This is a genomic window from Corynebacterium tuberculostearicum (genome assembly GCF_022347235.1).
In the GTDB taxonomy this organism is placed as follows: Bacteria; Actinomycetota; Actinomycetes; order Mycobacteriales; family Mycobacteriaceae; genus Corynebacterium; species Corynebacterium tuberculostearicum_F.
The window spans coordinates 77,904-89,950 of record NZ_JAKRDX010000011.1 but is presented as its reverse complement, the minus strand read 5'-3'; the positions used below and the strand labels follow the sequence as shown (position 1 = coordinate 89,950).

Genomic DNA, 12,047 nt, shown 5'->3' with positions numbered 1-12,047 from the left:
CCCATTTGTAGAACGAGGAGCGATTGAGCTTTAACACCTGGCACATCCGCTTAACCGAGAATTCGGTTCGGTGGTCATAGACAAACTGGAAGCGGATCACCAGTGAGTCTCTTCGGCAAAATATTTCGCGGCCTTGCGCAGGATGTCACGTTCTTCGCGCAGCTTTGCGTTCTCTTTTTCTAACTGGCGGATCCGTTCGGAATCATTCGCTGCTTGGACCTTGTCGCGCATGCTTTTTGTGCGGGCACGTTTGCCGGTGCCGTACTTCTTGATCCAAGAATGCAGCGAGGCACGGTTGATACCGAGCTCTGCTGATGCTGAGTTCAGTGAGAGGTCCTCATTGTTTTCGTAGAGGGCCACGGCATCGCGTTTGAACTGTTCGGAGTACCTGGACATGGTGGTAGATTACCTTTCTTCCAGCCCGACTGGGCTGGATATCAGGTGTCCACCAAACAGGGGTCAGGTCCGGCACTAGGCCCATTGAGCAGTACAGCATACTCCGAACGGGTAGGAATAGGCGTTAGATGGGGAGAGATTGCGTTCTCACCACTATTGAATGTCGCAGGGAACCTAATTGATGCGTCTCCGACTTGGGCAGGTGTGCTCAGGGAATTCGCTGAGAATCAAGAAGATGCCCGTGATTATTTTTCGCAGCGGCTTAAGGAGATTTAACGGTGGCTGACTTCTCTTCTGAAAGACCGCTAGATGTTTCTGGGACTAGGGTCTTATTCGGTATCGGCACTGCGCTGCCGGGATCTTTGCTCTTGTCTTTTTCGTGTGAAGGTGGCAGTGAGGGCTGGTGGGACGCTGCGACTGGTGCGGTTTTGATTGTGTGTGCAGTGATTCTTATCGGTTGGGCTGCATTGAGGAAGGCGGTGCGTCGTCAAGCGCTGTGGGGCCTGCTATTTGTTGTCTACGGGGCTCTAGGCGCGCTACTTGTTCCTGGTGGTAGCATCCGGTTCGTCACGGTGTGCCTCTGGGTTGGTTTGATGAGTAATGTTTGGGTAGCGCTGCGGCAGCCCGTCAGGATCTAAATTCCGGCTTTTGGTTTGCGGGTTGTAGAATAGGGCCGGTATTTCTGTGCTAGTTCCAACCAAGAAAGGGTAGGGCTGAATGTCGGAGCGCAATCACAATGGGCGAGGCGGACGTGACCGTAAGCCACGCAATAACAAGGGCCGTGATTTTAAGGGCGATTCCCGGAAGAAGAAGTCTTTTTCGCCGCAGCGCTCCGGTTACCGTGAGGAACGCATTAACCGTCGCATGAGTGACCCAGACATCCCGGCAGAGGTAGATGTCAACGACCTGGACCCGATGGTGCTGCAGGACCTGAAGTCGCTATCGAAGGAGAACTCCGAGGCCGTCGCTAAGCATATGATCATGGCCGCGACGTGGATGGAAGATGATCCTAAGCTCGCATTGCGGCATGCGCGTGCCGCCAAGGACCGCGCTGGCCGCGTCGCCATTGCTCGTGAGGTCAATGGCATTGCTGCGTATCGTGCGGGCGAGTGGAAGGAAGCCCTTGCTGAGCTGCGTGCCGCGCGACGCATTTCCGGTGGCCCCGGAATGCTTGTAGTAATGGCTGATTGCGAGCGCGGCTTGGGCCGCCCGGAGAAGGCGCTGGAGCTAGGTCGTGCGGAGGAAGCATCGGAACTTGATGAAGAGTCCAAGATTGAGCTGGCAATTGTTTTGGCCGGCGCCCGCCTAGACATGGGGCAAGCTGAGTCCGCGGTTGTCACCATTCAACGCGCACATCCTGACCGCGATGCCCGCGGGGTAAGCGCGTGCCGTCTCGCTTATGCCTACGGTAATGCTCTGCTTGAAGCAGGCCGAAAGGACGAGGCTCGGGACTGGTTTGAGCACGCAGTTTCTATTGATGAAGGCGACTGGACCGATGCTGCCGAGCGCCTTGAGGAGTGCAAGTAGTGACGGTTCTCAGCAAGCACGACGCTCTGCTTCTCGATCTCGATGGCACCGTGTGGGAAGGCGGTCGCCCGCTTTCTAACGTGGTGGACGTCATCAACACCTGCGGAGTGCCGGCAGTTTATGTGACCAACAATGCTTCCCGCAGCCCACAGGCAGTGGCGAAGATGCTGGCAGACATCGGTCTCACGGCGGGTACGGAACAGATCGTTACCTCTGCGCAAGCGGTGCTCCAACTCGCGGCGGAGGAGGTCCCAGCTGGGGCCAAGCTCCTTATTATCGGCGCCGATTCCCTCCGTGACTTGGCCCGAGAGATGGGCTTCAAGGTAGTTTCCAGCGCCGATGACAAGCCTGCTGCCGTAGTGCAAGGCTTTGACCGCTCTGTTGGCTGGGAACACTTGACTGAAGGTGCCTTGGCCATTCGTCAGGGGGCCAAGTTCTTTGCTTCGAATCTCGATACCTCTTTGCCAATTGAGAGAGGTCTTGCTGTGGGAAATGGTTCTCTGGTTGCCGCCATCCAGTCAGCCACCGGGGTAGAGCCGGTATCTGCTGGCAAGCCCGAGCCGGCCATGTTTACTTTTGCGGCAAAGCAAATCGGCGCGAAGAAGCCACTTGCTGTGGGCGACCGTCTGGATACTGATATTGCAGGTGGTAACTCTGCTGCAATGGATACCTTCCATGTGCTCACCGGCGTTTCTGGTGAGTTGGAGCTGATCGAGGCACCTGTGGAGGCACGCCCTAACTTTATTGGTGCAGGAATGCACGAGTTGGCCCTTCCTGTCTCCGTCGCTCGTCCCGGAGCACAGGGTGGATTTACGGCGCGGTGCGATGGCCATGACCTTCTGCTCGAGGGCGGCGACGAAAAGTCTACCTCCGTTCAGGCATTGCGCACCGTGTTGGAAGTTGCATGGGCCATGCCGTCGCCGCCGCGCTATATTCAGCCGCGTAGCGAGCGGGCGGAGAAGGTTGTTGCACAATGGCGGTAAAGCCGCACGACTTCCGAGCCGTCAAGGAGCCGGCAGAGATCGATGCGGAAGTAGCAGAGATCCTTGGAGAAGACGCAGCGGATTTGGCCGCTGAAGTAGATCAGCTTGATCGCGCTCACAATGTGTTGCGCGATGCATTGCAGGAGAATTAATGCCCCCACAACGTCGTAGATTAGATGCGGAGCTGGTGCGCCGAAAGATTGCGCGGTCACGTGAGCAGGCACGGGAGATGATTAAGTCCGGCCGTGTCACGGTGGGTGGCTTCAAGGCGCAGAAGCCGGCGTCGATTGTAGAGCCCGAGGTTTCCATCAAGGTAGAGGAAGCCGAAGAAGACAAGTGGGCTTCACGTGGCGCCCACAAGCTTTTGGGCGCCTTGGCGGCGTTCGACGTCGACATGAACGGCCGCATCCTCGATGCCGGCGCTTCTACCGGTGGCTTTACGGACGTGTGCCTGGAACACGGTGCGCAGGAAGTGCTGTCTGTCGACGTGGGCTATGGGCAGCTGCTCTGGCGCCTGCAAAACGATGATCGCGTCACCGTTTTAGACCGTACGAATATCCGGAATTTAACGCTGGAGCTTACCGACGGCCCCTGCGACGGCATGGTAGGCGACTTGTCCTTCATTTCCCTCCGCTTGGTATTGCCCGCCGTTGTGGAGTGTCTGAAGGACGGCGCTTGGTTGTTGCCTATGGTGAAGCCGCAATTCGAAGTGGGCAAGGAGCGCCTCGGAAGCGGTGGAGTGGTTCGTTCGCCGGAGTTGCGTAAAGAAGTAACCAGGGAAGTCGCTGAATTTGCGTTGTCCCTGGGGCTTAGCATGCATGGGGCTGTGGCATCCCCGCTGCCTGGGCCAAGCGGCAATGTGGAGTACTTCCTGTGGCTGAAAAAGGACGGTCAGCCAACAGATCTGGCTAGAGTGGAAGAAATGATTGACCGCGCAGTCGAGGAAGGCCCACAATGACACGTGAGATCCTGTTGGTGCCTCATGCCAACCGGCAACAGAACTTGGAGGCGACGTCGCGCGCGGCAGAACTCCTACAAAATGCGGGAATTACTGTTCGAGTGTGCGCGGACGAAAAGGTACTGCCGGGATTAAAGCATGTACCTCACACTGAAGATGCGGCCGCAGGGTGCGAATTGGTGTTGGTTTTGGGCGGCGATGGTACCTTCCTCCGTGCCGCCGACATGGCGCGTGCCGTAGATATTCCGGTGCTGGGCATCAACCTAGGCCACGTGGGATTTCTGGCAGAGTGGGAGGTCGAATCCCTCGATCAGGCCTTGGTGCGGGTCATTGAAAAGCGCTACCGCATTGAAGACCGCCTCACCATTGATGTGTCCATCTTTGATGAGGAGGGAACCCTTCTCAACCGCAGCTGGGCGCTAAATGAGGCTTCGGTAGAAAATCAAAACCGATCCGGCGTGCTCGATGCAATCTTGGAAGTTGACCGCCGGCCAGTGTCTTCCTTCGGCTGCGATGGCGTGCTGATTTCCACGCCCACTGGATCCACCGCCTATGCGTTTTCCGCAGGCGGTCCGGTGTTGTGGCCCTCCCTAGATGCAATCTTGGTAGTGCCGAATAATGCGCATGCACTGTTTACCAAGCCATTGGTTGTATCGCCCAATTCCTTAGTGGCCGTCGAATCGACGATGCGCACGACTCCAGCCACCGTGATATTAGATGGCTTCCGCGAGTTCGCGATGCCACCAGGGGCACGTGTGGAAGTAGTGCGAGGCGAGCGTCCGGTGCGGTGGGTACGCTTGGATGACCAACCTTTTACTGACCGTTTAGTCTCGAAGCTGCGCCTGCCCGTAGAAGGGTGGCGCGGGCCGAAGGAGAAGTAGTGCTCGTCGATATTTCCATCAATGATCTGGGCGTCATTAGCCAGAGCTCTGCGGAACTATCCGCGGGTCTTACCGTGCTTACCGGCGAGACCGGTGCGGGTAAGACCATGGTGGTTACTGGTTTGAGGCTCTTAGCCGGTGGTCGCGCGGATGCCTCCCGGGTGCGCGATGGCGCGAAAAAGGCCGCCGTGGAAGGACATTTTTCTTCCGCGAAAGATTCTATCCGCGAACTGGTGGAGTCTGTTGGCGGTGAGCCCGACGAAAATGGCGAGTATATCGTTTCACGCACGGTCTCTGCCGCGGGAAGATCGCGGGCCTATTTAGGCGGCCGTGGAGTACCGGCTGCAACCCTGGGCGAGTTCGCGCGCGAGCTTATTACGGTCCACGGGCAGAATGACCAGCTGCGTTTGCTCGCGCCCGAGGAACAACTGGGTGCGGTTGATCGTGCGGATCCGAAATTGGCGCGTGTGCGAGAGCGCTATACCAAGGCCTTCAAACAGTGGCGCAGCCTCGCGAAGGACTATAAGAGGCGCACGGAGCAGCGCCGCGAGTTGGCGCAGGAAGTTGACCGTCTGCAATTCGCCGTCGATGAGATCGATGGCATTGCCCCAGAACCCGGCGAGGATGAGGAACTAGTGCAGCTGGTTCGCAAGCTACAGGACGTCGATGGGCTGCGCGAGTCCGCGGAAGTTGCGTTGGCTGCGATCGACGGCACCGAGGGACTGGAAGAGGCCGCCTCGGCACTGCTAGGCCGGGCGGTTTCTGCCTTGGCGGGGTCCACCGATAAGGAACTGGCGGCCTTAGGCGAACGGCTCAGCGAGATCTCGACGCAGTTGGGCGATATCTCCGGCGAGCTCGGTGGGTATCTAGCCGGGCTGCCGGCGGATCCACACCTGTTGGAAAAGTCCCTCCAGCGGCAACAGGAATTGCGCACGTTGACCAGGAAGTATGCGGGGGATATTGATGGAGTTGTAGCTTGGCGCAATGAAGCAGCGGCAAAGCTCGAGTCCATGGATACCTCTACAGAAGCCCTGGAGGAGCTAAAAAAGCAGGTCAAAGAAGCCGAAGCGGTGATGATTGAGCGGGCAGGGGAGCTGACAAGGGGGCGTCGGAAAGCAGCGAAGGCCTTGGGCGAGCAGGTAACGCAGGAGCTCCACGGATTGGCCATGCCGAATTCGACCTTGACGGTCGAGCTTACGCAGGCGAAGTACTCAAAGTCCGGCGCAGACGCGGCCGAGTTGCAATTGAACGGCAAGCCGATTGCCTCTGCTGCCTCGGGCGGCGAACTCTCCCGTGTCATGCTGGCCTTGGAGGTCGTGCTGGCGGAGGAAGACGGCGCCACCTTGGTCTTCGATGAGGTTGATGCAGGCGTGGGTGGCCGCGCAGCGGTAGAGATCGGCCGGCGCTTGGCGCGCTTGGCGGTACACAACCAAGTGATTGTGGTGACCCACTTGCCGCAGGTGGCCGCGTATGCTGATGCTCACCTGCATGTATCGAGGGAGAAATTTACCTCTGGCGTGGCCGAGCTGTCACAGGAGGAGCGCGTAGAGGAATTGGCTCGCATGCTGGCGGGCTTGGACGATACCGAGACCGGTCGCGCGCACGCGCAGGAGCTTTTTGACCGCGCACAGGAAGAAGCTTCCGCGCGCCTCACCCACTCGAAACCATAATCACGCCACAATAGGGCCCATGGCTCTGTTTTCCCGTAACCCCGAGCAGCCTGGTGTACTGCGCGATTGCACTCCAGGCGCTAAGGGGATGAAAAAGTTTAGTGAAGGCGATGTCGCCGTAATTGATGCGGCCAATATCTCTCGCCACGAGGCTCAAACTCTCGTAGACCTTAAGCCCTCCGCAGTCATTAATGTGGCGGAATTTTCTACCGGCACGGTCCCTAATTATGGCCCGCACATGTTGCTTGACGCCGACATTACCCTCCTTGAAGGCGTTGGGCAGTCCTTTGTTTCCGAGTTCAAAGAGGGCAAAAAGGCGCGCATCGGGGAGGACGGCACCGTCTTTAGCGGCGATAAGGCGCTCGGCACCGGCCGCGTGGTAACCCGTGAGCGAGCAGAAAAGAACTTCACCGCGGCGCAGGGCGCGCTGATTGACCACATGGAATCCTTCTTTGGCAATTCCATTGATTTCATTAACTCGGAAGGCCCGCTGCTTATCGACGGCCTCGGCGTCCCCGCCTCCGGCTCCGAAATTGCCGGCCGCAAGGTTGTGCTCTTTTCGCCTACCGATCGGCACCGCGAACAGCTCAAGCAGCTGCGCAACTTTATCCGTGAGTATGAGCCGCTGCTGATTGCAGTGGGAGCAGCGGCAGATTCGTTGTTGGCCCAAGGGTATAAGCCAGATTTCATTATTGGGGATCCCAATAGCGTGAGCGATGAAGCCCTGCGCTGCGGCGCCCGCGTAATCGTGCCTGCGGACCCGGAAGGGGAGGTAGAAGGCCTCGACCGCATCCAGGACCTCGGCATCGGTGCGATGACCTTCCCCGCAGCAACGCATTCAGGTACCGACCTGGGCCTGCTCTTTGCGGACTACCACGGCGCGGACCTCATCGTGCAGGCCGGCGGCGGGGTAGACCTCGATGATATCTTTGCAGACCGCACCAACCCCTCGGCCGTGCTGTCCCGCCTTAAGGCCGGTACCAAGGTGGTTGACGCCGATGCGGTAATCAATCTCTACAGTGCGCCTTCCTCCAACCTCGGCTGGCTGTGGGCAGTGCTGGGCATCTTGGTTGCCATTGCGGCGGTCATCCTCATCGTCGGTTTTGGCGGCAGCCAAGACTTTGCTAGCAACCTTAGCGAAACCTGGTCTAGCCTCTTTGGGGGCGCATAAGGTATGGCAAAGACTGAGCTTGTAGCAGGCTTGGGCTTCGGCGCCGCGGTTGGCGTAGCCTTAGGCGCCCTGGTGATTGCGCCAAACCTGACCACCAGCATGGCAGACGACGATCCGATCCGCGAGGAGCACCGCAAGGTGGTCCAAGACAATAAGATTCTGCAGACCCAAAATGACGCCAGCGATAAGATCGTTGGGGATTCTGGGGCGGAAATGGTTGATGGAGCCTTGTCTCAGCGCCCAGTACTCATCGTGACCACCGATGACGCCAATGGCGGCGACGTAGACGCTATCCGGAAGCTCTTGAAGTCTTCCGATGCCACCGAGGCCGGCGAGATTAAGCTGACCAAGGACTTCTTGCGCCCCGAAACTAAGGACAAGCTGCTTCCCATCTTGAAAGATACTGCGCCCAAGAAGGCAGATATCAAGGACTTGGATTCGGCCGGAGCCCTTGGTGGTGAGGTGCTAGGCACTGCGCTGTCTATGGATCCTGAGAGCACGAAGCCTTTGGCCTCGGTAGACGAGCGTGCAGACGTGCTCCATAAGCTGCGCGACGAGGGCTTTATTGATTACGAGGATGGCACCATCGTGCCTGCCCAGGCCATTATCGTGGTCTCTGGCAATGGCCTGCGTGGTTACCCGTCCAGCGCACTGGCAGAATTTGCCACCGGGTTGGATGATGTCAATGGGTCCGTGGTGTTGAGCGGGCGCACCAAGCAGACCCAGGATGATAAGGCGCTAGCCCAGGTGCGTGATCAGGACGCGGAGCTGTCTACGGTCGATAGCACCGAACGGGCAGTGGAGCGCATTGCGGTCATTCTGGCCACCCAGGAACAACTTGATGGTGGCCAGGGTGACTATGGCGCCACCGAAACTGCTGACTCCGCCTTGCCGGGAAAGGAATAGCCCATGGCGCATGATTTCAAGGTGCTTGATTCGCAGCTGCTTGTCGAAGCCCCCATTCTCGCCCTCCGCCGCGACGAGGTAGTCATGCCCGGTGGCGTTTCTGCCTCCCGGGAAGTAGTCGAGCACCTAGGTGCTGTGGCCGTTGTGGCAGTGGACTCAGACGAGCGTATTGCGATGGTGTACCAGTACCGCCACAGCGTGGGAAAGCGCCTGTGGGAACTGCCGGCGGGATTGCTCGACGTACGCGGTGAGGATGAGCTAACCGGCGCGCAGCGTGAGTTGCAGGAAGAGGCCGGTTTGAGCGCACAGACTTGGTCCGTGCTGACGGACCTTGTCACCTCGCCGGGTTTCTGCGAAGAGGCGGTTCGCGTATTCCTCGCCTCGGAGCTTTCCGACGTCCCCCGGATGGAGGCTACCGGGGATGAAGAGGCTGATATGGAAGTCGCCTGGGTGGGCCTCGACGAGGCCGTCGACAAAGCGCTGCGCGGTGACATCGTCAATTCCATTGCCTGCAGCGGTATCTTGGCCGCCTACGCTGTGCTGCGCGGCGGCAAGCAGACCCGCAGCGTGGAGGAGCCGTTCGACCTTCGACCGACCTCGATGAGCTCCCGCCGCACGGGCGCGGACCTAAAGCAGCTGTGAGTGCGCTAGAAAACATAGCGCAGACCTGGCTTAATCATCTAGCAGTCGAGCGCGGCGTTTCCGCCAATACCTTGAGCAACTATCGCCGCGATGTCCGCCGCTACCTTGCATGGCTGGGGGATAACGGGGTAGAGGATCTGCGGTCGGTGACGCGACCGATGGTGGAGGCTTATCTTAAAGACCTGCGCTCACACATGGCTGTGTCCTCATCCAACCGAGCGCTCATCGTTGCTCGCGGACTGCATAAATTTGCCGTGTCAGAAGGCGTAGTGGACGTCGATGTTGCGGTTGAGGTAACCCCTCCGTCAACCGGGCAGCATTTGCCGGAGACATTATCGGTAGATGAGGTCACCGCCCTCATTGAAGCGACTCCTACTGAGACCCCGGTAGATGTGCGCGACCGCGCCCTGCTGGAGATGCTCTATGGCACCGGCGCGCGAATCTCGGAAATTGTCTCCCTCAACGTTGATGACGTGTCTTCCGCGCAAGAGGTAATACGCCTGCGGGGCAAGGGAGACAAAGAACGGATTGTGCCAGTGGGCTCGCATGCCCGCCAGGCTCTCGATGCCTACTTGGTGCGGGCGCGACCGGCGCTGAGCAAAGGTAAAACGCCGGCGCTGTTTCTCAATACCCGCGGTGGGGCTTTATCCCGTCAAAGTGCGTGGACTGTGTTGAAGACTGCAGCGCAGCGGGCGCAATTGGGAAAATCCATTTCTCCGCACACCTTGCGGCATTCTTTTGCGACGCACCTGCTTGAAGGCGGCGCAGATGTGCGCACCGTGCAAGAATTACTGGGACATTCCTCGGTGACAACAACGCAAATATATACTCACGTCACTGCCGATTCCTTGCGTGAGGTTTGGCGCACTGCGCACCCTCGTGCCTAAGAAAGGACCTATATGTTTTCAACTCGTGTAGCTGGCGCGGTGCTTTCTACCGCCTTGTTTTTCCCAGCGGTGGCACACGCGCAGCTGCCGCCAGAGGTAGAGGCAGCTATTGCCGCTCCCATTTCGGTTCCTGCCGGCCAGACCACGACTGTAAGCTTGCCCGTGCCGGCCGAAGCCAACTACTCCGGCGATGGGTGGAACGTGTCTGCCTCAGGTACCTCCGCTACCATCACCGCCCCGGCAGATGGCGGCCAAATCTCGGTTCCTGTCTCCGCCCAAGGCATGAATGCAACCCTGACGCTGGTAGCCGATGGTTCGGTTGCGCAGGAGGACATTCAGGAAGAAATTGACGGCGCGGAAGGCGGCCCGAACCCAGCGCCAGCGCCGGATCCGGGCTCTGATAAGCCGGCTCAAGGTGACAAGGCGCCAGCCGGAAAAGATGCCGAGGGCGGAGATGACAAGCCCGCGCCGGCGAAAGAAGATAGCAACTTGCCGGTTGTTCCAGGTAAAAAGCCGGAGCGCAAGCCTGCTGGGGAAGCCAACCTTGAAGGCGCGGAATACGTCAACCTTGAATCGAAAATCGAAGGCAATACAATTACCGCAAAGATGGGCCTCAAGCAGGCCTATGACCTCTACCAGCAGTTCAAGGACACGCAAGAAAATGACGTCACGCTGCGCTACCTCGATGGCGAGGGCAATATTATCCAAGGCGTAGAGCGTGACGTGGATGCCTCTTCTCGAACCCTCACCTTGACCTATCCGGAGGGCGAGGCGCCTGATAATCCCTTCATCATGCAGTTGCTGCGCAATGACGGTTCCGGGGCCGCACTCATCGTCACGTTGCAGGACCCTAACTATCAATCCGCCGCGGAAAACCTCGATGAGCGCCAGCAAAAGGACCCCAAAGAAGAAGACGGCGGCTCACATTTGGGCTGGATTATTGGAGGGGCAGCCGCGGCGGTACTCATCGCACTCATAGCCCTGGTGGCAATTCTCAAACGCCGTTCTAGTCAACGCTAAACGCTTGATATAGGCTAAGTCTCGGTACTTTTAACCTGTAACGGGTACGCTTTAATGACAACGTTGTAATCAACCCTAAGCCAAGTGTCATGGTCCGGAACTTGGCGTCAAGGAAGCAGGTGTGACTGTGAGCGAAGAGGGTCTATTTTCTGCCTCTGACGTAGAGGTGGGGCTGACCGGTCGTCCTATCCGTGAGCTACCGGAACCCGCACCCTTGGAAAAGCATGGGCCGGCCACCATCATTTCGATGTGTAACCAAAAAGGTGGCGTAGGTAAAACCACTTCAACCATCAATATGGGCGCGTGCTTGGCCGAGTACGGCCGTAAAGTCCTCTTGGTTGACCTTGACCCCCAGGGTGCGCTTTCGGCGGGACTCGGGCTCACGCATGACGATATCGAGGACACTATCTATGACGTGATGCTCGATAGCCACACCTCTATTCATTCCGCTATCCAGCACACCGGGGTATCGGGCTTAGATCTGGTGCCGGCGAATATCGACCTTTCCGCCGCGGAGATTCAAATGGTCAATGAGGTCGGTCGCGAGCACACCCTTGCCCGCGCCCTGCGTCCGGTGCGCCGCGATTATGATTTCATCATTATTGACTGCCAGCCTTCCTTGGGCCTGCTTACCGTCAATGCCCTTGCTTGCTCACAGGGTGTGATCATCCCTATGGAGTGCGAGTTCTTCTCCCTGCGCGGTTTGGCGCTGTTGACCGATACCGTGGAAAAGGTTTCTGATCGCATTAACTTTGACCTTGAGGTCATGGGAATCCTAGTGACCATGTTCGATCGCCGGACCAAGCACGCCCGGGAAGTTATGTCCCGAGTGGTGGACTACTTTGGCGATAAGGTCTTTGACACCGTCATTACCCGGACCGTTCGGTTCCCAGAGACTTCGGTAGCCGGCGAGCCGATTACTACCTGGGCGCCAAGCTCCCCGGCCACGCAGCAGTACCGGAACTTGGCCAAAGAGGTCATTGAGCGCTCGACCGTTTAAGGTATC

General features: G+C 58.4%; 12 protein-coding genes and 1 pseudogene. 12 read left to right on the top strand and 1 reads right to left on the bottom strand.

The window, feature by feature from the left end; genetic code table 11:
* Nucleotides 1-396: pseudogene (locus tag MHK09_RS07605) on the bottom strand (transposase); the annotation flags it as partial.
* A 717-nt stretch (nucleotides 397-1,113) separates the two neighbouring features.
* On the opposite strand from MHK09_RS07605, the gene MHK09_RS07600 reads away from it, so the two are divergent.
* The 12 genes from MHK09_RS07600 (at nucleotide 1,114) to MHK09_RS07545 (ending at nucleotide 12,041) form a co-directional block, all read left to right on the top strand.
* Entirely contained in the window at nucleotides 1,114-1,923 is an 810-nt protein-coding gene (locus tag MHK09_RS07600; protein WP_250413133.1) for a tetratricopeptide repeat protein, read from the top strand.
* A complete protein-coding gene (locus tag MHK09_RS07595) occupies nucleotides 1,923-2,906 on the top strand; it encodes an HAD-IIA family hydrolase (protein ID WP_005329477.1) in 984 nt (327 codons plus the stop codon). Before MHK09_RS07600 ends, MHK09_RS07595 begins: the two co-directional genes overlap by 1 nt.
* On the top strand, nucleotides 2,897-3,058 hold the full coding sequence (locus MHK09_RS07590) for a hypothetical protein (RefSeq protein ID WP_005324658.1): 162 nt from the start codon (nucleotides 2,897-2,899) through the stop codon (nucleotides 3,056-3,058). Before MHK09_RS07595 ends, MHK09_RS07590 begins: the two co-directional genes overlap by 10 nt.
* Nucleotides 3,058-3,864: a TlyA family RNA methyltransferase gene (locus tag MHK09_RS07585; RefSeq protein ID WP_250413132.1), complete on the top strand. Its 807-nt coding sequence runs from the start codon at nucleotides 3,058-3,060 to the stop codon at nucleotides 3,862-3,864. The genes MHK09_RS07590 and MHK09_RS07585 overlap by 1 nt, the downstream gene beginning before the upstream one ends.
* Nucleotides 3,861-4,745: an NAD kinase gene (locus tag MHK09_RS07580; RefSeq protein ID WP_250413131.1), complete on the top strand. Its 885-nt coding sequence runs from the start codon at nucleotides 3,861-3,863 to the stop codon at nucleotides 4,743-4,745. Before MHK09_RS07585 ends, MHK09_RS07580 begins: the two co-directional genes overlap by 4 nt.
* A complete protein-coding gene (gene recN, locus MHK09_RS07575) occupies nucleotides 4,745-6,415 on the top strand; it encodes a DNA repair protein RecN (protein WP_250413130.1) in 1,671 nt (556 codons plus the stop codon). The genes MHK09_RS07580 and recN overlap by 1 nt, the downstream gene beginning before the upstream one ends.
* A 19-nt stretch (nucleotides 6,416-6,434) precedes the next feature.
* Nucleotides 6,435-7,586 carry a putative cytokinetic ring protein SteA gene (gene steA / locus MHK09_RS07570; protein WP_250413129.1) on the top strand — a complete coding sequence of 384 codons (1,152 nt, stop codon included), beginning with the start codon at nucleotides 6,435-6,437 and terminating at the stop codon, nucleotides 7,584-7,586.
* Nucleotides 7,587-7,589: 3 nt separating this feature from the next.
* Entirely contained in the window at nucleotides 7,590-8,492 is a 903-nt protein-coding gene (locus tag MHK09_RS07565; RefSeq protein ID WP_239282543.1) for a copper transporter, read from the top strand.
* Nucleotides 8,493-8,495: 3 nt separating this feature from the next.
* A complete protein-coding gene (locus MHK09_RS07560; RefSeq protein WP_250413128.1) occupies nucleotides 8,496-9,134 on the top strand; it encodes an NUDIX domain-containing protein in 639 nt (212 codons plus the stop codon).
* Complete coding sequence (gene xerD, locus MHK09_RS07555; RefSeq protein ID WP_250413127.1) at nucleotides 9,131-10,021, top strand: site-specific tyrosine recombinase XerD; 891 nt, start codon at nucleotides 9,131-9,133, stop codon at nucleotides 10,019-10,021. Before MHK09_RS07560 ends, xerD begins: the two co-directional genes overlap by 4 nt.
* A gap of 12 nt (nucleotides 10,022-10,033) precedes the next feature.
* Nucleotides 10,034-11,041: a hypothetical protein gene (locus tag MHK09_RS07550; RefSeq protein WP_250413126.1), complete on the top strand. Its 1,008-nt coding sequence runs from the start codon at nucleotides 10,034-10,036 to the stop codon at nucleotides 11,039-11,041.
* 127 nt (nucleotides 11,042-11,168) lie between these two features.
* Entirely contained in the window at nucleotides 11,169-12,041 is an 873-nt protein-coding gene (locus MHK09_RS07545) for a ParA family protein (RefSeq protein ID WP_040425292.1), read from the top strand.
* Nucleotides 12,042-12,047 lie beyond the last annotated feature (6 nt).